19 protein-coding genes are annotated in these 22,203 nt (G+C 67.2%); 7 read left to right on the forward strand and 12 right to left on the reverse strand.

What is annotated here, in order from left to right; genetic code table 11:
- Positions 1–127: 127 nt before the first annotated feature.
- The gene (locus tag H4W26_RS02945) at positions 128–1,036 is read right to left on the reverse strand and encodes a sulfite exporter TauE/SafE family protein (RefSeq protein WP_225939572.1); all 909 of its coding nucleotides are present in this window, start codon (positions 1,034–1,036) and stop codon (positions 128–130) included.
- Entirely contained in the window at positions 1,036–1,833 is a 798-nt protein-coding gene (locus H4W26_RS02950) for an ABC transporter ATP-binding protein (RefSeq protein ID WP_192590666.1), read from the reverse strand. Before H4W26_RS02950 ends, H4W26_RS02945 begins: the two co-directional genes overlap by 1 nt.
- A 48-nt stretch (positions 1,834–1,881) precedes the next feature.
- On the opposite strand from H4W26_RS02950, the gene serB reads away from it, so the two are divergent.
- From serB to pgl, 7 genes are all read left to right on the forward strand, one after another.
- Positions 1,882–2,844 (forward strand): phosphoserine phosphatase SerB, encoded by a 963-nt coding sequence (gene serB / locus H4W26_RS02955; RefSeq protein WP_192590667.1) that lies wholly within the window; start codon positions 1,882–1,884, stop codon positions 2,842–2,844.
- 209 nt (positions 2,845–3,053) lie between these two features.
- Complete coding sequence (tkt, locus tag H4W26_RS02960; RefSeq protein ID WP_192590668.1) at positions 3,054–5,165, forward strand: transketolase; 2,112 nt, start codon at positions 3,054–3,056, stop codon at positions 5,163–5,165.
- Positions 5,166–5,259: 94 nt separating this feature from the next.
- The gene (tal, locus tag H4W26_RS02965; protein WP_192590669.1) at positions 5,260–6,381 is read left to right on the forward strand and encodes a transaldolase; all 1,122 of its coding nucleotides are present in this window, start codon (positions 5,260–5,262) and stop codon (positions 6,379–6,381) included.
- 241 nt (positions 6,382–6,622) lie between these two features.
- Entirely contained in the window at positions 6,623–8,272 is a 1,650-nt protein-coding gene (locus H4W26_RS02970) for a glucose-6-phosphate isomerase (RefSeq protein WP_192590670.1), read from the forward strand.
- An 80-nt stretch (positions 8,273–8,352) separates the two neighbouring features.
- The gene (gene zwf, locus H4W26_RS02975) at positions 8,353–9,822 is read left to right on the forward strand and encodes a glucose-6-phosphate dehydrogenase (RefSeq protein ID WP_225939779.1); all 1,470 of its coding nucleotides are present in this window, start codon (positions 8,353–8,355) and stop codon (positions 9,820–9,822) included.
- A gap of 10 nt (positions 9,823–9,832) precedes the next feature.
- A complete protein-coding gene (locus H4W26_RS02980) occupies positions 9,833–10,795 on the forward strand; it encodes a glucose-6-phosphate dehydrogenase assembly protein OpcA (protein WP_192590672.1) in 963 nt (320 codons plus the stop codon).
- A gap of 59 nt (positions 10,796–10,854) precedes the next feature.
- Positions 10,855–11,658 carry a 6-phosphogluconolactonase gene (gene pgl / locus H4W26_RS02985; RefSeq protein WP_192590673.1) on the forward strand — a complete coding sequence of 268 codons (804 nt, stop codon included), beginning with the start codon at positions 10,855–10,857 and terminating at the stop codon, positions 11,656–11,658.
- Between the two features lie 84 nt (positions 11,659–11,742).
- Here the strand turns inward: pgl and secG are convergent, their stop codons facing one another.
- The 10 genes from secG to H4W26_RS03035 form a co-directional block, all read right to left on the reverse strand.
- Positions 11,743–11,994 carry a preprotein translocase subunit SecG gene (gene secG / locus H4W26_RS02990; RefSeq protein ID WP_192590674.1) on the reverse strand — a complete coding sequence of 84 codons (252 nt, stop codon included), beginning with the start codon at positions 11,992–11,994 and terminating at the stop codon, positions 11,743–11,745.
- 73 nt (positions 11,995–12,067) lie between these two features.
- Positions 12,068–12,886, reverse strand: coding sequence for a triose-phosphate isomerase (gene tpiA / locus H4W26_RS02995; RefSeq protein WP_192590675.1), 819 nt, complete (start codon positions 12,884–12,886; stop codon positions 12,068–12,070).
- 113 nt (positions 12,887–12,999) lie between these two features.
- On the reverse strand, positions 13,000–14,226 hold the full coding sequence (locus tag H4W26_RS03000) for a phosphoglycerate kinase (RefSeq protein ID WP_192590676.1): 1,227 nt from the start codon (positions 14,224–14,226) through the stop codon (positions 13,000–13,002).
- Positions 14,227–14,334: 108 nt separating this feature from the next.
- The gene (gene gap / locus H4W26_RS03005) at positions 14,335–15,339 is read right to left on the reverse strand and encodes a type I glyceraldehyde-3-phosphate dehydrogenase (RefSeq protein WP_192590677.1); all 1,005 of its coding nucleotides are present in this window, start codon (positions 15,337–15,339) and stop codon (positions 14,335–14,337) included.
- Between the two features lie 285 nt (positions 15,340–15,624).
- Positions 15,625–16,248 carry a superoxide dismutase gene (locus H4W26_RS03010; protein WP_192590678.1) on the reverse strand — a complete coding sequence of 208 codons (624 nt, stop codon included), beginning with the start codon at positions 16,246–16,248 and terminating at the stop codon, positions 15,625–15,627.
- A 168-nt stretch (positions 16,249–16,416) separates the two neighbouring features.
- Positions 16,417–17,397 (reverse strand): DNA-binding protein WhiA, encoded by a 981-nt coding sequence (gene whiA, locus H4W26_RS03015; protein WP_192590679.1) that lies wholly within the window; start codon positions 17,395–17,397, stop codon positions 16,417–16,419.
- A 101-nt stretch (positions 17,398–17,498) separates the two neighbouring features.
- Complete coding sequence (locus tag H4W26_RS03020; protein ID WP_318779749.1) at positions 17,499–18,509, reverse strand: gluconeogenesis factor YvcK family protein; 1,011 nt, start codon at positions 18,507–18,509, stop codon at positions 17,499–17,501.
- Positions 18,510–18,511: 2 nt separating this feature from the next.
- A complete protein-coding gene (gene rapZ, locus H4W26_RS03025; protein WP_192590681.1) occupies positions 18,512–19,405 on the reverse strand; it encodes an RNase adapter RapZ in 894 nt (297 codons plus the stop codon).
- A gap of 48 nt (positions 19,406–19,453) precedes the next feature.
- The gene (gene uvrC, locus H4W26_RS03030; RefSeq protein WP_192590682.1) at positions 19,454–21,496 is read right to left on the reverse strand and encodes an excinuclease ABC subunit UvrC; all 2,043 of its coding nucleotides are present in this window, start codon (positions 21,494–21,496) and stop codon (positions 19,454–19,456) included.
- Positions 21,489–22,199, reverse strand: a complete 711-nt coding sequence (locus H4W26_RS03035) for a lysophospholipid acyltransferase family protein (protein WP_378625964.1) — start codon at positions 22,197–22,199, stop codon at positions 21,489–21,491. Before H4W26_RS03035 ends, uvrC begins: the two co-directional genes overlap by 8 nt.
- Between the last annotated feature and the right edge of the window lie 4 nt (positions 22,200–22,203).

Genomic DNA, 22,203 nt, shown 5'->3' on the forward strand with positions numbered 1-22,203 from the left:
CATCTGCCGCTGGATTTTGCCAGAAGCGTGGAACTGAGGCGTGGCCAGAATGGACCAACACAGCACTATATCAAATCGGGGGCTCCCCCGCCCGGGAGAGCATGCAGCGTCGTGGCGACGCTGATTTTCAGCCGATGAAGAGGTTGCGCAACATCACGAACAGCGCCACCAGGCCGAGCGTGACGATGACGGCCCGGAGCAGCAGCGGGGAGAGCCGCCGTCCCACCCACGCCCCGATGAGTCCGCCGAGCGTGGAGGCCACGGCGATGATGGCCACGACGCCCCAGAGAATCACCCGCTCGTCCGGCTCTCGGAGCAGATAGTCCACCAGGACATAGCTGATGGCGGCAGTGAGGTTCACGACGGCGACCAGCAGGTTCTTCACGCCGTTGGCCTGCTGAATGTTCGCCATCAGGAAGATGCCCAGGATGCCCATCAGCAGAATGCCCTGCGCAGCGACGAAGTACCCGCCATAGATGCCTGCCGCGAAGACCAGCAGCATCAGCACCAGGCTCACCGTGGGCATGGAGGGAGTCTTCGAGGGCTCCGCCGGTGCGTCCTGGGTGGCGGGCTCGGCGGACTGGACCGAACCTTCTGTCCCCGCTTCCCGCCGAGCTGCCCTCGCCCTGACCCAGGCCGAAAGCCTGGGCTGCGCCAGGACGAAGATCAGCGAGACCACGATCAGGATCGGTGCGACCCGTCCGAAGACCTCCTCGGGCAGCGTGATCAGCAGTGCCGCGCCGATCACTCCGCCGAGCACCGAGGCCGGAATCAGTTTGATCAGCACCGACTTCACCTGTCGGATCTCGCGCCGGTATCCCCAGGCACCGGTGAAGTTGCCGGCGATCAGGCCCATCGCGTTGGACACGGTGGCCGAGACCGGGGGCACGCCCATGGCCACCAGCACCGGGAAGGTCACCAGCGTGCCGGATCCGACCACAGTGTTGATGGCGCCCGCCCAGATGCCGGCGACGAAGATCAGGGCCAGCATCTCCAGACCAAGCCCATGCAGGGCGATATCGCTGAGCGCCTCCATCAGTGTTGCGCCGGCTGCTTCTTGAAGGCCGAATAGCGGCCGTCACGGTGCACCAGGTCCAGCTCGGTGTCGAAGGTCTTCGAGAGGTTCGCCGAGGTCATGGTCTCTTCGATGGGCCCGGAGGCCACCGGGGCCCCGTCGCGCAGCAGCAGCACGTGGGTGAACCCGGGCGGGATCTCCTCGAGGTGGTGGGTGACCAAGACCGTGGTGGGAGACTCCTCATGGGTGACCAGCTGGCTGGTGCGCTCCACGAGTGCCTCTCGGCCTCCGAGGTCCAGACCTGCACCCGGCTCGTCCAGCAGCAGCAGCTCCGGATCGGTCATCAGCGCCCGTGCGATCTGCACCCGCTTGCGCTCACCCTCGGACAGCGTTCCGAAGGGCCGATCGAAGACCGTGCCCACGCCCCACTCGTTGAGCAGCTCGAAGGCGCGCCGCTCATCCAGCTGCTCATACTCCTCGCGCCACCGTCCGGTCACGCCGTAGGCGGCGGTGACCACGACGTTCAGCGCGGTCTCCTGCATGGGCATGGTGCTGGTGAGCGAATTCGAGCTGAAGCCGATCAGCGGCCGTAGCTCGAAGACGTCGACGGCGCCCAGCTGCTCATCGAGGATCCGGGCGGTGCCGGTGGTGGGAAACAGTCGGGCCGCAGCGATCTGCAGCAGGGTGGTCTTCCCTGCGCCGTTGGGGCCCAGGATCACCCAGCGCTCGTCCTCATTCACCGTCCAGGAGACGTTGTTGAGAAGATTCTTGCGCCCCCGGCGCACGGTGACATTCTGGATTTCGAGGACAGGACTCATGGCCTCAACACTATCGAACGGGACCTGGAGCTATAGGCTGAACACGCTATGACTGCGCTCCCACACCCTGACGTCCCGCAAGGCACCGTGGCCCTCCTGGCGGCCCCCTCCCTGGACGGTCCGCTCATCCGCTCGCTGACCCATGAGTTCTCCCGTCGCGGCGTGGTGCACAGCGTGGAGCTGCGAGACGTCCCGGTCGCCGGCGGGGGCGAGATCCAGGCCGCGCGCTGGTCTGTGACTCTGGATGACGCCGATGACTCCTATGGAGCGCAGCTCGCGGTCTCACTCCTGGAGGACGCCGCCGACCAGCTCCAGGGCCCCGTCACCCAGACAGTGCTGCCCGGAGCGCAGCGTGAGACGCTCCACTCCGAGGACGGCCGGCTCATGCTGCTCATGGACGTGGACTCCACGCTGATCGATCAGGAGGTCATCGAACTGCTGGCCCGCGGGGCCGGGCGTGAGGCTGAGGTCGCGGAGGTCACCGAGCGGGCCATGCGCGGCGAGATCGACTTCGAGGCCTCGCTGCACCAGCGGGTCGCCGCGCTGAGCGGCCTCTCCGAGGACGTGATCACCTCCACCCTCGCCTCGATCACCCCCACCCAGGGCGCCGAGGCCCTGCTCGCCGAGCTGACGCGCCGCGGCTGGCCCAGCTACGCCGTCTCGGGCGGGTTTCTCCAGGTCCTCGCTCCACTGGCCCAGCAACTCGGACTCACCGGGTTCCATGCCAATGACCTCGCCATCTCCGCGAACGGCACCCTCGAAGGCACTGTGCGCGGCGCCGTCGTCGACCGCGCGGCCAAGAAGGAGTATCTTGAACAGTGGTCGGCATCACAGGGGCTGCGGCCTGGCAATGTCGTCGCCGTCGGAGATGGAGCGAACGATCTCGACATGATCACGGCCGCCGGAGTGGGCATCGCGTTCTGCGCGAAGCCTGCCCTGGAAGAGCAGGCAGACCTCGTCATCCGTCACCGCTCCTTCGAGCTCATCTCGCTGGCGCTGGGACTGGGCTGACGCAGCACCACCGATCGCCCTGCACTGGCGCAGGCCCCAGATTTGATACCGAAGATCTCAATTCCGCGGTCATCACGGGCAGGCATTCTGCTATGCCGTGATGATCTGCCAGGAATAGCCACTACCCCGGTAGGGTTGATCCTGCGCGGCACAACGATGTGCGCGGACCTCGTTGTCCACCGTCACTCACCCTTTTGGAGGAACCCCTCGTGACCGAGAATGCCGTATTCACCGATCTGGACAAGCGGGCAGTCGACACGCTGCGCGTGCTGGCCGCCGACTCCGTGGAGAAGGTCGGCTCAGGCCACCCCGGCACGGCGATGTCGCTGGCCCCCGCTGCCTACCTGCTCTTCCAGAAGGTGATGAAGCATGATCCCACCGATCCCCAGTGGATCGGTCGCGACCGCTTCATCCTCTCCCCCGGCCACACCTCGCTGACCCTGTACCTCCAGCTCTACTTCTCCGGCTACGGCCTTGAGGTCGAGGACCTCGGGGCGCTGCGCACCTGGGATTCGCTGACCCCGGGCCACCCCGAGTACGGCCACACCGCGGGCGTAGAGATCACCACCGGGCCGCTGGGCCAGGGCCTCGCCTCGTCGGTCGGCTTCGCCTACGGCCAGCGCCGGATGCGCGGACTGATGGACCCTGATGCGCCTGCCGGAGAGTCCCCCTTCGACCACAACGTGTACGTCATCGCCTCCGACGGTGACCTCCAGGAGGGCGTGACCTCCGAGGCCTCCTCGCTGGCCGGCCACCAGGAGCTCGGCAACCTCATCGTGATCTGGGACGACAACAAGATCTCCATCGAGGACGACACCGACATCGCCTTCACCGAGGACGTCTCAGCGCGCTACGAGGCCTACGGCTGGCACGTGCAGCGCGTGGACTGGAAGAAGTCCGGCGACTACGACGAGGACATCAACGAGCTCCACCGCGCGCTGCTGGCCGCGAAGGCCGAGACCTCGAAGCCCTCGCTCATCGCGCTGCGCACGGTGATCGGCTACCCCTCCCCGAAGAAGCAGAACACCGGCGGCATCCACGGCTCCAAGCTGGGCACCGATGAGCTGGTGGCGCTCAAGGAGCTCCTCGGCTTCGACACCGAGGCGCACTTCGCGGTGGAGGACGAGGTCCTGACCCACGCACGCAAGATCCTCGAGCGCAGCGTCGAGACCCGCCAGGAATGGGACAAGCAGTACCAGTCCTGGCGCGAGGCGAACACCGATGAGGCGAAGCTGCTGGACCGGCTGACCGCCGGCGAGCTTCCCGACGGCTGGGAGTCCCAGCTGCCCGAGTTCCCCGCCGGAGAGGACATGGCCACCCGCGCCGCCTCCGGCAAGGTGCTCAATGGCATTGCCGAGGTCCTTCCCGAGCTCTGGGGCGGCTCAGCCGACCTCGCAGGGTCGAACAACACGCACCTCGACGGGTACGAGTCCTTCATCCCGACCTCCCACTCCACGGAGAAGTTCAGCGGCAACCCCTACGGGCGCAACCTGCACTTCGGCATCCGTGAGCACGCAGCCGCGGCGATCACCAACGGCGTCTCGCTGTCGGCACCGCTGCGCACCTACAACGGCACCTTCCTGATCTTCTCGGACTATCAGCGCCCGGCCATCCGCCTGGCGGCACTGATGGGCATCGGATCGATCTTCGTGTGGACTCATGACTCCATCGGGCTGGGCGAAGACGGACCCACCCACCAGCCGGTGGAGCAGCTCGCGACGCTGCGCGCCATCCCGAACCTCGATGTGGTGCGCCCCGGCGACCCCAACGAGGTGGCCATCGCCTGGCGCGAGGTGCTGCGCCGCAGCGACCGCCCGGCCGGCCTGGCCCTGACTCGCCAGGGCATCCCCACCTACGCCCGCGGCGCCGGAGCGGCCACCGCCACAGAGTTCGGCTCGGTGGAGGGCGCCGCCAAGGGTGCCTATGTGCTGGCCGAGTCCGCCAAGGACGGCGCCGTGGTGACCCCCGACGTCGTGCTGATCGGCACCGGCTCGGAGGTGCAGCTCGCCGTCGAGGCGCGCGAGGCACTGGCTGAGCAGGGCGTCGCCGCCCGCGTGGTCTCCATGACCTGCCGCGAGTGGTTCTTCGAGCAGGACAAGGCCTACCGCGAGAGCGTCATCCCCGCGGCCGTGAAGGCGCGCGTCTCCGTGGAGGCCGCCTCCCCGATGGGCTGGCGCGACATCGTCGGCGACGCCGGCCGGATCGTGGGACTGGATCACTTCGGCGCCTCCGCCGACTACAAGGTGCTCTACGAGCAGTTCGGCATCACCGCGGCAGCCGTCACCGAGGCCGCCCAGGAGTCCATCGCCGCGGCCTCCTGAGGCAGTCCGTCACGGGTTCCCGCAGCTGCGGCTGCGGGAACCCTGGCGGCCGGCCCACCCACTTACCCACCCCCTGGCATCAGGAGCATTGAATATGACTGCAAACACCAACACTCAGGCGCTGTCCGACCTCGGCGTCTCCATCTGGCTCGATGACCTCTCCCGCGAGCGGCTGAACTCGGGCTCGCTGGCAAAGCTGATCGACACCCACAACGTCGTCGGCGTGACCACCAACCCGACCATCTTCGAATCCGCGCTGAAGGACGGCGAGGCGTACGAGCAGCAGCTCTCCGAGCTGGCAGCCGCCGGGGCCGACGCCGAGAAGGCCGTCTTCGACATCACCACCTCCGATGTGCGCGAGGCCTGCGACGTGTTCGCCGGTGTCTACGCCGCCTCCAACGGCGTCGATGGTCGCGTCTCCATCGAGGTGGATCCCCGTCTCGCCCGCGACGCCGCAGGGACCATCGCCCAGGCCCGCGAGCTGTACAAGGCCGTGGACCGCGAGAACGTGATGATCAAGATCCCCGCCACCGTCGAGGGCATCGAGGCGATCGCCGCCGTGGTCTCCGAAGGCATCAGCGTCAACGTCACGCTGGTCTTCTCGCTGGAACGCTACCGCGCAGTGATCAACGCGTTCATGCTCGGCCTGGAGAAGGCCCACTCCGAGGGCATCGACATCTCGAAGGTCCACTCCGTGGCATCCTTCTTCGTCTCCCGCGTGGATGCAGAGATCGACAAGCGCCTGGAGCTGGCAGCCGAGGAGGGCAAGCCCGGGACCGAGAAGCTGAAGTCCCAGGCCGCCGTGGCGAATGCGCGCCTGGCACACCAGATCGCGGTGGAGACCTTCTCCTCCGAGCGCTGGCAGCTGCTGGCCGAGCGCGGCGGACGCCCGCAGCGCCTGCTGCTCGCCTCCACCGGCACCAAGGACCCCAACCTCTCCGACACCCTCTACGTCACCGAGCTCGCGGGTGCCGACGTGGTCAACACCATGCCGGAGAAGACGCTGCTCGCACTGGCGGACCATGGCGTGGTGGAGCGCGACACGCTCTCCGGCACCTATGTGGAGGCCAACCGGGTCCTCGACGGCATCTCCGCGGCGGGCATCAGCTACCGCGAGGTCGTCGACGCCCTGGAGAATGAAGGCCTGCAGAAGTTCGAGGTCTCCTGGAAGGGCCTGCTGGGCACCATCGAGGATGGCCTGAAGCGCAACAGCTGAGCGGAGTCTGCGGGGCCCGTCCGCGAGGGCGGGCCCGGCGACTGTTCACTCCGTACGGTGCCCGGTCGCTGGGTGTGAGAATCCCAGCCGCTGAGGATCTCGAGGTCTGCGGATCTCTGGATCCCAGGTCTCGACCGGGCACCGGTCAGGGTCAACAGCCGTGTGAATCCCACCGGCCCCCTATAAGTGCAGATGCTGGCCAGGTCGAACCCAGGCGTTCGGCTGAGAAAGGAAGCACGTCATGAGCTCACTCTCCCTGACACTGACCGGGGCGGCCCGCGAAGCCGCTGAGAACCAGGTCCCCGGCCTGCTGGACCACGAGTTCGCCTCCCGGCTGGCGGCGAAGGACCACACCCTCTGGGGGGTCGAGGCTGAGGATGAGGCGAGCAAGCGCCTCGGCTGGGTCGATCTCTTCGAGGGATCCCGCCAGCTTCTGCCCCAGATCACCGCGCTGCGCGAAGAGCTCGCCGGTGAGGGCGTCACCCGTGTGGTGCTCGCGGGCATGGGCGGGTCCTCGCTGGCGCCCGAGGTCATCTGCGCCACTGCGGGCGTCGAGCTGACCGTGCTGGACTCCACGGACCCTCAGCACGTCGCCTCGGTCATCGGCGCCGATATCGAGAAGACCGTGCTCGTGGTGTCCTCGAAGTCAGGCTCGACCGTGGAGACCGACTCCCAGCGACGGATCGTGCAGCAGGCGATGACCGAGGCCGGCATCGACGCCCAGTCCCGCACCGTGATCGTCACCGACCCCGGCTCGCCGCTGGCGAAGTCCTCCGCCGAGGCCGGCGTGCGCGCCGTGTTCGAGGCGGACCCGACCGTGGGCGGACGCTACTCCGCACTGACCGCCTTCGGGCTGGTCCCCTCCGGCCTGGCCGGTGCCGACCTCGAATCGCTCCTCGATGACGCTGAAGAGACCCTGGCGATCCTCGCTGAGGACGACGCCGACAACCCGGGTCTGCGCCTCGGCGCCGCCATCGGTGGCACCACACCGTTGCGCAACAAGCTGGTCGTCGTCGACGCCGGATCTCCGCTGCTGGGCCTGGGCGCCTGGATCGAACAGCTCATCGCTGAATCCACCGGCAAGAACGGCACCGGGCTGCTCCCGGTGATCGTGGGCGACGGCGAGCCCGAGCTGCACCGCGATGCCGATGACGTGCTGACCGTCCAGATCATCGACGTGGACGCCGAAGACGGCACCTCGGTGGACAATGACGTGGCCGACCTGGTCGTCAGCTCGCACAAGGTCCGCACCGGCGGCAGCCTCGGCGCGCAGTTCATGCTCTGGGAGGTCGCCACCGCCGTCGCAGGGGCGCTGCTGGGCATCAACCCCTTCGATCAGCCTGATGTGGAGTCCGCAAAGGTCGCCGCCCGCGGGATGCTCGACGCCGAGACCCCCGAGTCCACCGAGGCAGAGGTCGACGGCGCCGTGGAGATCCGCACGCTGGGCAGCTCCGCACTCACCGACGCCGACACCGCCAGCCTGCAGGCCGCGCTGAAGGCTCTGCTGGAGACGGTGCGGCAGGACGGTTACCTCGCCGTCATGGCCTATCTCGACCGCACCAGCGAGCACGAGCTCGAAAGCATCCGCGCGCAGCTCTCCTCGCTTGCCGGGCGCCCGGTGACCTTCGGCTGGGGCCCACGGTTCCTGCACTCCACCGGTCAGTTCCATAAGGGCGGACCCCACATCGGTGCATTCCTGCAGATCACCACCGAATCCGAGGGCGACGTCGAGGTTCCCGACCGCCCCTTCACGCTGGCCAAGCTCATCGCGGCCCAGGCCGCCGGCGACGCCCAGGTCCTGGCCGATCACGGCATGCCCGTGCTCCGCGTCCATCTGCAGGACCGGCAGGCAGGACTGACCCAGCTCATCGACACGGTGGAGGCCCTGTGAGTGGCTCCCGCAGCAGAAGCAGCAATCCCCTCCGAGACGCCCGGGACCGGCGGCTCAACCGGATCGCGGGCCCCTCGGCGATGGTCATGTTCGGCGTCACGGGCGACCTTGCCCGCAAGAAGCTGCTGCCCGCCATCTACGATCTGGCCAACCGCGGCCTGCTGCCGCCGAGCTTCTCGCTGGTGGGCTTCGGGCGCCGGGACTGGACCCACGAGCAGTTCGCCGCCGAGGTCCTGGACCATGTGAAGGCCTCTGCGCGCACGAACTTCGACCAGCAGGTCTGGGACCAGCTGGCGGCCGGGCTGCGCTTCGTGCAGGCGGAGGGCTTCGACGACGACGCCGCCTATACCCGGCTCGGCGAGACGCTCGAGGAGCTCGAAGAGTCCCGCGGCACCAGAGGAAATCACGCCTACTACCTCTCAATCCCGCCGAACTCCTTCGAGATCGTGTGCCAGCGGCTCTCCTCCCACGGCCTCGCCGCCGCCCAGGACTCCGACGAGGATCCCTGGAGCCGGGTGGTCATCGAGAAGCCCTTCGGACACGACCTGAAGTCGGCCCAGGAGCTGAACAAGGTGGTGGAATCGGTCTTCCCGCCGGACGCCGTCTTCCGCATCGACCACTACCTGGGCAAGGAGACGGTGCAGAACCTGCTCGCGCTGCGCTTCGCGAACCAGCTCTTCGAACCTCTCTGGAATGCCCAGTACGTGGACCATGTGCAGATCACCATGGCCGAGGACATCGGGATCGGGGGCCGCGCGAGCTACTACGACGGCGTCGGTGCGGCCCGCGACGTGATCCAGAACCACCTGCTGCAGCTCCTCGCACTGACCGCGATGGAGGAGCCGATCTCCTTCGACGCGCATCATCTGCGTGCGGAGAAGGAGAAGGTGCTCGCCGCCGTCCGGCTGCCGAAGGACCTCGACGCCGCCTCCGCCCGGGGCCAGTACACCTCGGGCTGGCAGGGCGGTGAGCAGGTGGTCGGCTTCCTGGACGAGGAGGGTTTCAACCCTGATTCGACCACCGAGACCTTCGCGGCGCTGAAGCTGGACATCAACACCCGTCGCTGGGCCGGAGCACCGTTCTATCTGCGCGCTGGAAAGCGGCTCGGGCGTCGTGTCACGGAGATCGCCGTGATCTTCAAACGTGCCCCCAATCTGCTCTTCCAGGATCACGACGATCATGAGTTCGGCCAGAACGCCGTCGTCATCCGGGTCCAGCCCGATGAGGGGGCGACCATCCGCTTCGCCTCCAAGGTGCCCGGCACCCAGATGGAGGTCCGGGACGTCACCATGGACTTCGGCTATGGCCATGCCTTCACCGAGGACAGCCCGGAAGCCTACGAGCGCCTGATCCTCGACGTCCTGCTCGGCGAACCGCCGCTGTTCCCCCGGCATGAGGAGGTCGAGCTCTCCTGGAAGATCCTCGATCCCTTTGAAGAGCACTGGGCCGCGAAGCAGGAGCAGCCTGAGCCCTACGCCCCCGGCGGGTGGGGGCCGCAGTCCGCCCACGACCTGCTCGCCCGAGATGGCCGCACCTGGCGCAGGCCATAAGGAGAACCCCATGATCGTCGATATCGAGAACACCACCACCTCGAAGGTCTCGAAGAAGCTGCGCGAGCTCCGTGAGGCAGGGGGCGTGGTCGCGCTGACCCGCGTGCTGACCCTGGTCATCCTCACCTCCAAGGACAATGCGGAACCGGCCATCGAGGCGGCCAACCTGGCGTCTCGGGAGCACCCCTGCCGGATCATCGTGCTCGCCTCCGGCAGAGCCACAGATGAGACACGTCTGGATGCACAGATCAGGGTCGGTGGAGATGCCGGCGCCTCTGAGGTGATCGTCCTGGAGGCCTCCGGGGAGCTCGCTGAACAGAACGAGGCGATGGTCTCCGCGCTGCTGCTGCCCGATGCCCCCATCGTCGCCTGGTGGGCCGATGAGCTGCCCGACGGTGTCAGCGAGACGCCCATCGGACAGATCGCGCACCGGCGGATCACCGACACGGCGATGGACCCCCGCCCGCTGGAGGCGCTGCGCCGACTCTCGACGCACTACAGCGAGGGCGACACGGATCTGGCCTGGACCCGGCTGACCGGGTGGCGCATCCAGCTGGCCAGCATCCTCGACACGTTGGACCCCGAGGCGATCACGTCGGTGACCGTGGAGGCTGCTGCGGATCTGCCCAGCGCCGCCCTGCTCGCGGCCTGGCTGAGGATGGGCCTGGAGATTCCCGTCGAGCTGGTCTCCACCGCGGCGCCGGAGGATTCGGAGCTGCCGTTGACACTCACCGCTGTCACCTTCCATCGCGAGATGGGTGATGTCAGTCTCTCCCGGCCTCGCGGCGAGGAGATCGCGGTGCTGCACTCTGCCGACGGGCTCGTTCAAGGGGTGCCGCTTCCGGTGCGCACACTCCAGGACTGCCTCGCGGAGGAGCTCCGCCGACTCGATTCCGACGAGATCTTCGGCGAGGTGCTGTCCCGAGCCCTGCCAGCCACTGATTTCCTGGAGAGCGCCTCCTCCGCCGACTGACTCACCGACTATGCTCGGACGACGAGCCCTGCACGACAGCCCTGAGAGGACCTACAGACATGACTGATCCCGCGAAGGCACCCGTGACCGCGCCGCGCACCGAGATCTACGCAGGCAAGGACGAGCTGGTGAGCGTTGTCGCTGAGCGGCTGCTGGCAGTCCTCGTGGACGCGGTTGCAGATCACGGCAGCGCTCATGCAGTCCTGACCGGCGGCAGCGCAGGCATCGCCGTGCTGGAGAAGGTCGCTGAGCTGGTCGCGGAACCCGGCACGGAGACCCCGTCCTGGTCAGCCGTGCATTTCTGGTGGGGCGATGAGCGGCTGCTCCCCAGTGACGACCCAGAGCGCAACGCCATGCAGGCCCATGCGGCCCTGTTGGACGCGCTCATTGCGGAGCACGGGCTCCCCGCGCAGAACGTGCACCGCATGCCCACCTCCGAGGATGCGGCATCGCCAACCGTGGGGGCGGAGATGTATGCAGCGAGCATGGAGGCATTCGCGGAAGAGGGTGGCCATTCCGGACTCGCGCTCCCCCGCTTCGACGTGCTCCTGCTCGGGGTCGGCCCGGACGGTCACATCGCGAGCCTCTTCCCGGGCAAGGACTCGCTGGGCGTAAGCGGAGTGGTCACCGTGGGCGAAGACGACTCCCCCAAGCCACCGCCGCAGCGCGTCTCACTGACCTTCGACGCGATCCACACTGCCGACCGCGTCTGGACGGTGGTGGTGGGCCAGGACAAGGCGGCGGCCGCCGCCAAGGCGCTCACCGAGGGCACAGATCCGCGCGAGATCCCGGCTGCTCGCGTCGCAGGGACCATGGAGACGATCTGGCACCTGGACCAGGCAGCCGCAGCAGAGCTCGGCTGACGCCCAGTCACCCCCTACAGATGAGTGCTCCGGCGGCCAGGCAGCCACCAGAGCACTCCATCAGCCAGGACGACGAGTGGTCGCTCAGATGTCGGCGCCCACCTGCACCAGCAGCGCCAGTGCGACGACGATCAGGCCCCAGGTGACACCCAGGGTGATGGTCAGTCGATTGAGGTTCCGCTCGGCGACGCCGGAGGAGCCCAGCGAGGATGTCACTCCGCCGCCGAACATGTCGGACATGCCACCGCCGCGCCCCTTGTGGAGCAGGATGAGCATGATCAGCATGATGCTGATGAGCGCCAGGATAACCTGGAGTGCGATGGTCAGCGCAGACACAGCGACCTTTCGTGATGAATCGTGGGCGTATCAGCTACCAGGATAACCCGGGACGGGGTCACCCATGGGCGGTTCAGCCCTGGGCGGCGATGTGCTTCTCGAAGGAGATGATCTTTGCGAACTCCTCGGGATCCAGGCTCGCTCCACCCACGAGGGCGCCGTCCACGTCCGGCCCGGCCAGGACCGCGGCGACGTTCTTGGACTTGACCGAACCGCCGTAGAGCACCCGGACGGTGTCGGCGAACTCCTGGGAGTAGAGCTCCGCCAGCTTGGTGCGCACGGCGGCAGACATCTCCTGTGCATCCTCGGGACCGGCGACCTTGCCCGTGCCGATGGCCCAGACGGGCTCATAGGCGACGACGAGCTCGGTCAGGTCCTCGGCAGAGAGCCCCTTCAGCGCGCCCTCGAGCTGGGCCAGCGTGTGAGACACGTGGTTCCCGGCTTCACGCACCTCGAGGCCTTCGCCCACGCAGAGGACCGGTGCGAGGTCATGGCGCAGCGCGGCAGAGAGCTTGGCGCCCAGCTGCTCGTCGGTCTCGCCATGGACCTCACGCCGCTCTGAGTGACCGATGAGGACCTGCGAGCAGCCCAGCTTCTTCAAGAATGCTCCGGAGATGTCTCCGGTGTAGGCGCCGGAGTCCTGGTCCGAGAGATCCTGGGCCCCATAGTCGACATCGAGCTTGTCTCCGGAGACCAGAGTCTGGACACCGCGCAGATCGGTGAAGGGTGGGAAGACCGAGACCTGGATGCGCTCGTAGTCGTGGCCCGCGTCGTCGAGCGTCCACGCAAGCTTCTGCACGAGCGCGATCGCTTCCATGTGGTCGATGTTCATCTTCCAGTTGCCGGCGATCAGCGGCCGGCGCACGTACTGGCCGTTCTTCTGTGTGGTCATGGAGGCTGTGTCCTTGTCTTGACGGGTTCTCAGAGTCCCGACGGGGTGGTCAGAGTCTCTGCTGGATGGTCAGGTGAGGCGGTGCTCACCGGTGGCTGCTGGGCGGCTGCGGCTCAGGAGCCGAGGGCCTCGATGCCCGGAAGGGTCTTGCCCTCCAGGTACTCCAGGCTCGCGCCGCCGCCGGTGGAGATATGCCCGAAGCTCTGCTCGTCGAAGCCGAGGGCGCGCACGGCGGCTGCGGAGTCTCCGCCGCCGACCACGGTGAAGCCTTCAGTGGCGGTGAGCGCCTCGGCGACCGCGGCGGTTCCCTTGGCGAACGCCTCCATCTCGAAGACGCCCATGGGACCGTTCCAGAAGACGGTGTTGGACTGGGCGATCTCCGCGCTGAATGCTTTCGCGGTGTCGGGACCGATGTCGAGTCCCAGCGCCTGCTCGCCGTGCTTGCCGGACTCCAGCGACTCGGTGGGCAGCACCTCGACCTCGGCGTCCGCGGCGAATGCGGACGCCATGGCGATATCGGTGGGAAGAACGATGCGGCAGTTCATCCGATCGGCCTCCGCGAGGAAGCCCTTGACGGTCTCGAGCTTGTCGTCCTCCACGAGGGACTTGCCGATGCCGTAGCCCTGCGCCTTCAGGAAGGTGAAGACCATGCCGCCGCCGATGAGCAGCGTGTCGGCGCGGCTCATCAGGTTCTCGATCACTGCCAGCTTGTCCGAGACCTTGGAGCCGCCCAGCACCACCGTGTAGGGACGCTGCGGAGTCTCGGTCAGTCGTTTCAGGACCTCGAGCTCGTCGCGGACCAGGTCCCCCTGGTAGGCGGGGAGCTTCGCGGTGATGTCTGCGACCGAGGCGTGCCGGCGGTGCACGGCGCCGAAGGCGTCGTTGACGTAGGCTCCGGTCTCGCCGACCAGCGCGGCGAGGTCTGCCGCGAGTGCGGCACGCTCGTCGTCGTCCTTGGAGGTCTCGCGGGGGTCGAAGCGGACGTTCTCCAGGAGCAGGATCTCGCCTTCGCCCAGCTCTTCGCTGGCGGCTGTGGCGCTCTCGCCGACCAGGTCCTCCGCGCGGCGCACGGGGACCTCGGTCAGCTCGGACATGCGGGCCGCGACGGGGGCCAGGGAGTACTGCAGGTCGGGCTCACCCTTGGGGCGCCCCAGGTGGGCGGTGACCAGGACGCGGGCCCCGGCGGCGGCGAGCTTCTCCAGCACCGGCAGTGAGGCGCGGATGCGGCCGTCGTCGGTGACCACACCGTCCTTGAGCGGCACGTTGAGGTCGGAGCGGACCAGGACACGACGGCCGGTGAGGCCTTCGGAGATCAGGGCGTCAAGGGTGGCTGCAGTCATGAGTTCAGGGTACCAATCGCTGGAAGGGGCAAACAGGGACTCGGCATGCGAAGGCCCCGGTCTCGACGGGGAATCGTCGAGACCGGGGCCTTCGTCACTCGGTCTGGATCAGCGGCCGACGTGAGCGGTCATGTCCACCAGGCGGGAGGAGTAGCCGTACTCGTTGTCGTACCACGCGAAGACCTTGACGGTCTTGCCGATGACCTTGGTCAGCGGTGCGTCGAAGATCGAGGAGTGGGTGTCGCCGACGATGTCGGAGGAGACCAGCGGGTCCTCGTTGTACGCCAGGATGCCCTTGAGCGGTCCCTCCGCTGCCTTCTTGAAGGCGGCGTTGATGTCCTCTGCGGTGACACCCTCCTTCTCGATGGCGACCGTGAGGTCGGTGCCGGAGCCGGTGATGACGGGCACGCGGATGGCGTAGCCGTCGAGCTTGCCGTCGACCTCGGGGATGACGGCGCCGATGGCGGCGGCAGCACCGGTGGAGGTGGGCACCATGTTCACGCCTGCGGCGCGGGCACGGCGGGGATCGCTGTGCGGGGCGTCGTGCAGGCGCTGGTCGCCGGTGTACGCGTGCACGGTGGTCATCAGGCCTTCGACGAGGCCGAACTCGTCGTTGAGCACCTTGACCAGCGGGGCCAGGCAGTTGGTGGTGCAGGAGGCGTTGGAGACCACGGTGTGCTTTTCCGGGTCATAGGTGTTCTCGTTGATGCCCATGACCAGGGTCGCGTCGACGCCCTTGCCCGGTGCCGAGACGATGACCTTCTTGGCGCCGGCGTCGAGGTGCTTGCCTGCGGTCTCCTTGGTGGTGAAGAAGCCGGTGCACTCCAGCACGACGTCGACCTCGAGGTCGCCCCAGGGCAGGTTCGCCGGGTCCTTGTCGGAGAAGAGCTTGATGCGACGCTCACCTGCGACGAGGGTGTCGCCGTCGAGGGACACGTCCTTCGGGTAGCGGCCCATGACCGAGTCGTACTTGGTCAGGTTCACCAGCTGGGCGGGGTCGGTGAGGTCGTTGATCGCCACGAGCTCGAGGTCGGTGCGGCCGGTGTTCTCCAGCACCCGCAGCACGTTGCGGCCGATGCGTCCAAAACCATTGATCGCGATTTTTGTCGCCATGAGGTTCCTTCCTTGACGTGTGGGTCCGCATTTCCTGCGGTCCCTCGAAGCGTTCCTGCCCAGTCAGCCCGCCGAGATCTCTCCGGGCAACTTGTCCCTAGACACGCGTTGGGGATCAGCAGCTCGACCGTAGTCGAACCGCTGACCCCCAACAACATCGTTGTTCTCAGGCTGTCTGCAGAACGCGATTTTTAGTTTTCCTGCGTCTTATTCAATCACGCCGCCGCGACTGGCCCAAACATCTGCGGGCCGGTCGCGGCGGCGAGGATCAGGAACTGAGCGTGATCAGGGCGTGACGAGCTTGGAGGCACCCGAGCGGGCGGCCTCCAGGCGTGAGGCGACATCGGTCCAGTTGATGATGTTCCAGAAGGCCTTCACGTAGTCAGGCTTCACGTTCTGGTAGTCGAGGTAGAAGGCGTGCTCCCACATGTCCAGCATCAGCAGCGGAATGGTGCCCACGGGCACGCCGTTCTGCTGATCGTAGAACTGCTCGATCACCACGTTGCCACCGATGGGCTCGTAGGCGAGGATCGCCCAGCCGGAGCCCTGGATGGTCAGCGCGGCCTGGGTGAACTGCTGCTGGAACGCCTCGAAGGAGCCGAAGTACTCATCGATCGCGGCGGCCAGCTCACCCTCGGGGCGCTCCTGGCCCTCTGGGGAGAGGTTCTTCCAGAAGATCGAGTGGTTGGTGTGCCCGCCGAGGTTGAACTGCAGGTCCTTGAGAAGCTTGGGGGTCGTGGCGTAGTCGCCCTTCTCGCGGGCTTCGGCCAGCTTCTCCAGCGCGGTGTTCGCACCGGCGACATAGGTCTGATGGTGCTTGGAGTGATGAAGCTCCATGATCCGCGCGGAGATGTGTGGCTCCAGCGCGGAGTAGTCATAGTCCAGTTCAGGAAGCGTGAAATCAGTCAAAATGTCCTCCTAGTGACGGGGGTTCGTCGAGGCCGACAGCACCTCGACTCACTCGTCATCCTATGCCGTCGGCGCCGGGCCATAAAGGAGTTGACGGCCTATGACCTGCGGTGTTCACCACTGGAGTAACTCCGCTGCGGGAGCCGCAGCGGGGTGGACGGGAACGCTTCAGCTCTCGAGCATGTCAGGAGTCACGCTGGACTCTGTGCCTGGAATGTTCAGCTCACCGGCCCGCTTGTCCGCCATGGCCAGGAGCCGGCGGATCCGGCCTGCGATGGCGTCCTTGGTCATCGGCGGATCGGCCAGCCGACCGAGCTCATCGAGTGAGGCCTGCTTGTGTGCGAGGCGCAGCTCGCCCGCGTACTTCAGGTGGTACGGGGCCTCGGGGCCGAGGATCTCCAGGGCACGCTCCACGCGCGCTCCGGCGGCCACGGCGGCCTGAGCCGAGCGTCGGAGGTTCGCGTCGTCGAAGTTTGCCAGACGATTGGCCGTGGCTCGCACCTCTTTGCGCATGCGCCGCTCTTCCCAGACCAGCAGCGTCTGGTGCGCTCCCATGAGGGTGAGCAGCTTCGCGATGGAGTCACCGTCGCGGATCACCACGCGGTCGACGTTGCGCACCTCCCGGGCTTTGGCGGGGATGCCGAGCCTGCGCGCAGATCCCACCAGGGCGAGCGCAGCCTCGGGGCCGGGGCAGGTGACCTCCAACGACGACGACCGACCGGGCTCGGTCAGCGATCCGTGCGCAAGGAATGCTCCGCGCCAGGCGGAGACGGCGTCGGCCATCGAACCGTTGACCACCACAGAGGGCAGACCTCGCACGGGGCGGCCGCGCGCGTCGAGCAGTCCGGTCTGACGGGCCAGGGCCTCACCTTCACGGACGACCCGCACGACGTAGCGCGAGCCGCGCTTGATGCCGTTGCCGGAGACCACGATCACCTCGGGGTTGTGCCCGTAGACCTCCATCACGGTGGTCTTGAGCCGCCGAGCGGTGGCGGCATGGTCCAGCTCAGCCTCGATCACGATGCGACCAGAGATGATGTGGAGCCCCCCGGCGAACCGGAGCATCGCCGAGACTTCGGCCTTGCGCTCCGAGGTGGTCTTGACGTGCTGGCGGGAGAGCTCTTCTTTGACCGACTCGGTCAGCGCCATATGTATAGTCCTCTGGTCTTCGTGTGATGCAGCTCAGCCATCGTACCCAATGCCCTCACCGTGACCCTCTCACAAGGTGCGGCCACGGACGGCGGCCCGGTTCAGTCGGTGAAGACCTCGCTGAAGGCGATGGCGAGTCTGAGCGGATCGTGGATCTCGGGCTGTCCCGCCTTCGCGACGTCGTGATAGCAGACCCGCGCCCCGAGCGCTTCAGCGGCCTCGGCGAACTCCGCCCGTTCCTCGTCAGGGACAGAGGCCGGGTCCGCGATGATGCGGTGAATGCGCAGATCAGGGGCGTACTGGTGGAGTACCCGCAGGTGATCGGCGGGGCTCATGCCAGCGGTCTCATCGGTGTGTGGTGTGAGGTTCATCACGATACACCGCCGGGCTTCGGTCTCATAGAGTGCGTCCCGGAGCTCCGGGAGCAGCAGGTGGGGCAGCACCGAGGTGTACCAGGACCCCGGGCCGAGCACGACCCAGTCGCTGAGCTCGATCGCGGTGAGCGCCTCGGCACAGGCTGCCGCCTCCTGCGGGTGCAGCTGAACATCTCGAAGCCGGCCCATGCTTCCGGCGTGTGCCAGCGCCACCTGGGAGGAGAGCCGCTCGCCGTTGTTGAAGGCTGGGTCGGAGGCCGACTGACCCTCTGCGGGCTCCACCGTTCCTGACATGGTGAGCGGCTGCCGCGACATCGGGAGCACCTGGCCGCGGGCACCCAGCAGGGTCCCGGCCCAGCGCAGTCCCTCCACGGAATCCCCGATCAGCTCCCAGAGAGCGACGATCAGCAGGTTTCCCATGGCGTGGTCGTCGAGGCTTCCGGTGACGCCTTCGCGCGAGCGGAACCGGTGCTGCATCACCTGGGCCCAGGTCCGGCCCCAGTCCGTGTCGTCGCACAGCGCGGCCAGGGCCATGCGGAGGTCACCCGGGGGCAGCACGTCCATGTCCTGGCGGAGTCTGCCCGAGGAGCCGCCGTCGTCGGCCACGGTGACGATGGCGGTCAGATGCTCCGCGGCGATCACCCGCAGAGCTGAGAGCGTGGCGGAGAGCCCGTGCCCCCCGCCCAGCGCAGAGACCCTGAAGGTGCCGCGGTGCAGCGGAGGCGGCAGCTGGCTCACGCTCACTCACGTCCCAGATCGCGGTGGATGGTGTTCACCGTGACGTTCGGAAGCTGGCCCAGGCGCCGCGAGAGCTCCTCCGCGACGGCCACCGAGCGGTGTTTGCCGCCGGTGCAGCCCACCGAGATGTTGGCATAGTGCTTGTTCTCACGCCGGTAGCCCTCGATGACCGGTTGGATGGCCTCGACATAGCGATCGATGAATTCACCCGCCCCCTCATTGCCCAGCACGTACTCGCTCACCGCGGCGTCCTGACCCGTGAACGCGCGCAGCTCGGGCACCCAGTGCGGGTTCGGGATGAACCGCATGTCGGCGATGAAGTTCGCGTCAGCCGGGACCCCATATTTGAACCCGAAGCTCATCACGTTGAGTCGCAGCTGGACCGGCCCGTCCGCGTTGAAGATCTCGATGATCTCTTTGGCCAGCCCGTGCACGTTGAGGTCGGTGGTGTCCAGCACGATCTCTGCGGCGGCCTTGACCTCTTTGAGCAGGTCACGCTCCGCGGTGATGCCGTCGAGGATCCGACCGGAGCCCTGCAGCGGGTGTGGGCGCCGCCCCTGTTCGAACCGGCGGACCAGGAGGTCATCCGAGGAGTCCAAGAAGAGCATGCGGTAGGTCACACCGGTGGCCTTGAGCTGCTCCAGTGCGCCCAGCATGTTGGAGAAGAGCGCGCGGGTGCGCACATCGATCACCACGGCGAGCTTCTCCATGGAGCCGGGGTGGCGGGAGATGATGTCGATCATGGTGGTGATCAGCTCGGGAGGCAGCCCCTCCACCACGTACCAGCCCAGATCCTCCAAGGCATGGGCAGCAGTGGTGCGGCCGGCGCCGGACATGCCGGTGACGATCAACAGTTCGTTCTCGGGGGGCTTCACCGGGGTCAGACCAACATCCATGCTTAGACCTTAGCCGTGATGCGCGGATGGGGTGAAGCAGATGACCGGTCAGGACGCTGAGCTGGTCGTCTCGGTCTCCGCGTTCAGGTGGTCGAGGATCTTCTGCGCGGTGCCGCGTCCCAGTCCTGGCACCTCGGAGATCTCCTCCACGGAAGCCTTCTTCAGGTTGGCCACCGAACCGAAGTGCGCCACGATCGCCGCCCGGCGGCTCGGCCCGAGACCTGGCACATCGTCGAGCGCCGAGGCGGTCATCTGCTTGGACCGCTTGGAGCGGTGGTAGGCGATCGCGAACCGGTGCGCCTCGTCGCGGATGCGCTGCAGCATATACAGCGCCTCCGAGGAGCGAGGGAGCACCAGCGGGAAGTCATCGCCGGGGAGCCAGACCTCTTCAAGCCGTTTCGCCAGCCCGACCACGGGAAGATCCGTGATGCCGAGGTCATCCAGGGCCTGCTTGGCCACGTTGACCTGCGGCTGTCCCCCATCGACGACGACGAGGCTCGGCGGGTACGCGAAGCGCTCCGCCTCCCGCTCCACCACCGTGGAGGTCAGCACGTCGCCAGAGGCCTCGGCGTCCGCCCCAGCGGCATCGGCAGACTCGGTGGCGGCAGGCATCGCAGCGCCAGCAGGCTCGGTGGCGTCGACCGGCTCGGGGACGGCCGTGGTGGCCTGTTCCTGATCTTTGAGATGCCGCGCGAAGCGGCGAGAGATCACGTCATACATAGCCGACGTGTCATCGCGCGCCGCATCTCCCTTCACCGAGAACCTGCGGTAGTCGCGCTTCTTCGCCAGACCGTCCTCCAGCACCACCATCGAGGCCACCACATTGGTGCCCGAGGTGTGCGAGATGTCGAAGCACTCGATGCGCAGCAGCGGCTCGACGGCCCCGAGTGCCTCCTGCAGATCGCGCAGCGCAGCGGAGCGCGTGGTGATGTCTGAGCTGCGCCGGGCCTTGTGCAGTCGCAGCGCCTGTTCAGCGTTCTCCTGCACGGTTCCCAGCAGGGCTGCCTTGTCGCCGCGCTGCGGCACGCGCAGGTTGATCTGCGCTCTGCCCTCGCCGGAGTCGCTGCGCAGCTGACGCAGCCAGGTGGTCATCTCCTCGGCGTTGTCCGGCAGCGCCGGGACGAGCACCTCGGGCGGAATGCGTTCGGTATCGGCCATCGAGCCGTAGACCTGCATCAGCAGCTGCTCGACCATGGCGCCGGCGTCGGTGTCTTCGACCTTCTCCACGACCCAGCCGCGCTGACCCCGAATGCGGCCCTGTCTGACGTGGAAGACCTGGGCGGCGGCCTCAAGCTCATCTTCGGCGAAGGCGAAGATGTCGGCCTCGGTGTCCTCCGAGAGCACCACGGCGTTGCGCTCGAAGACTCGGCGAATGGCTTCGAGGTCATCCCGGTGCCGGCCCGCGTCCTCGAAGCGCAGATCCGCCACGGCGGCCTTCATCTGATTCTCGATCCGCTTCACCTGGGGGCCGGGACGCCCGGCCATCACATCGCAGAACTCCTCCGCGAGCTTGCGGTGGTCCTCCTCGCTGATCTCCCCCACGCACGGCGCGGCGCATTTGCCGATATAGCCCAGCAGGCACGGCCGGCCCGAGGCCTTGGCGCGCTTGAAGACCCCGGCGGAGCAGCTGCGCACCGGAAAGACGCGCAGCATCGTGTCCACGGTCTCGCGGATCGCTTTGGCCGGGTAGAAGGGTCCGAAGTACTTCACCCCGGGCTTCTTGTCCCCGCGCATGACCTGGACCCGGGGGTATTTCTCATTCATGGTCACGGCCAGGTACGGGTAGGACTTGTCGTCCCGGTACATGATGTTGAACCGCGGGGTGTGCTGCTTGATCCAGGTGTATTCGAGCTGGATCGCCTCGAGCTCCGAGCCGACGACGGTCCATTCGACGCTGGCGGCGGCATGGACCATGGCATGGGTCTTGGGGTGCAGCGTGTTGACCCGGGCGAAATAGGAGTTCAGCCGGGAGCGCAGGTTCTTGGCCTTGCCGACGTAGACCACACGTCCGTGGGGGTCGATGAATCGGTAGACCCCTGGAGTGGTGGGGATCTCGCCCGGCTTCGGCCGGTAGGTGCTGGGATCAGCCATCGGCCTCTGCCGGTGGCGCGTTGTAGCTCGCCACGCGTTCCTGGCCGCTGAGCGCGGCGATCGAATCCATGATCTCCTCGGTGGCCTTCCGGCGGGCAGGCAGTGGGTGCTTCTTGCCCAGCTGCTCGAAGTGCAGCGCCTCCCCCACGTGCATCTCAAACTTCCGCGGTCGAACCATCCGCGAATCCGGCTTCTGCAGCGCCTCGGTGCCGCGCAGTCCGACGGGCACCACGGGCAGCCCGGTGGCGACGGCGAGCCATCCCACACCGTTCTTGCCGCGATAGAGCCGACCGTCCCGGCTGCGGGTGCCCTCGGGGTAGATGCCGACACCGTGGCCCGCAGAGGCGATGGCGCCCAGCGAGAAGAGCGCCTCCACCGAAGCAGAGTGATGCTGACGCTCCACCGGCACCGAACCCACCGACTCGAAGAACAGCTTCATCGCGCGGCCCTTCACTCCGGTCTGATTGAAGTACTCCGCCTTGGCGAAGAAGCTGACCGTGCGCGGGAACAGCGCCTGGATCAGCACCGAGTCCAGGAAGGACAGGTGGTTGGAGGCGACGATGAACCCGCCTTCGGCCGGAGTGTTCTCAAGCCCGGTGATGACCGGACGGCAGGACAGCTTCACCGCGATCTCGAAAGCTTTGCGGACCGCATCATTGGTGGCGACGCGCTCGGACTCCTGCGCCTCGGGGGTGGTGCTCACCTGG

This window comes from Nesterenkonia halotolerans (genome assembly GCF_014874065.1).
GTDB classification, from domain to species: Bacteria; Actinomycetota; Actinomycetes; order Actinomycetales; family Micrococcaceae; genus Nesterenkonia; species Nesterenkonia halotolerans.

Bases quoted from the DNA above. Each gene is read 5' to 3' on its own strand.
- H4W26_RS02945 (WP_225939572.1), bottom strand. From the start codon at position 1,036: ATGGAGGCGCTCAGCGATATCGCCCTGCATGGGCTTGGTCTGGAGATG.
- H4W26_RS02950 (WP_192590666.1), bottom strand. From the start codon at position 1,833: ATGAGTCCTGTCCTCGAAATCCAGAATGTCACCGTGCGCCGGGGGCGC.
- serB (WP_192590667.1), top strand. From the start codon at position 1,882: ATGACTGCGCTCCCACACCCTGACGTCCCGCAAGGCACCGTGGCCCTC.
- tal (WP_192590669.1), top strand. From the start codon at position 5,260: ATGACTGCAAACACCAACACTCAGGCGCTGTCCGACCTCGGCGTCTCC.
- H4W26_RS02970 (WP_192590670.1), top strand. From the start codon at position 6,623: ATGAGCTCACTCTCCCTGACACTGACCGGGGCGGCCCGCGAAGCCGCT.
- zwf (WP_225939779.1), top strand. From the start codon at position 8,353: ATGGTCATGTTCGGCGTCACGGGCGACCTTGCCCGCAAGAAGCTGCTG.
- H4W26_RS02980 (WP_192590672.1), top strand. From the start codon at position 9,833: ATGATCGTCGATATCGAGAACACCACCACCTCGAAGGTCTCGAAGAAG.
- pgl (WP_192590673.1), top strand. From the start codon at position 10,855: ATGACTGATCCCGCGAAGGCACCCGTGACCGCGCCGCGCACCGAGATC.
- tpiA (WP_192590675.1), bottom strand. From the start codon at position 12,886: ATGACCACACAGAAGAACGGCCAGTACGTGCGCCGGCCGCTGATCGCC.
- H4W26_RS03000 (WP_192590676.1), bottom strand. From the start codon at position 14,226: ATGACTGCAGCCACCCTTGACGCCCTGATCTCCGAAGGCCTCACCGGC.
- gap (WP_192590677.1), bottom strand. From the start codon at position 15,339: ATGGCGACAAAAATCGCGATCAATGGTTTTGGACGCATCGGCCGCAAC.
- whiA (WP_192590679.1), bottom strand. From the start codon at position 17,397: ATGGCGCTGACCGAGTCGGTCAAAGAAGAGCTCTCCCGCCAGCACGTC.
- rapZ (WP_192590681.1), bottom strand. From the start codon at position 19,405: ATGGATGTTGGTCTGACCCCGGTGAAGCCCCCCGAGAACGAACTGTTG.
- uvrC (WP_192590682.1), bottom strand. From the start codon at position 21,496: ATGGCTGATCCCAGCACCTACCGGCCGAAGCCGGGCGAGATCCCCACC.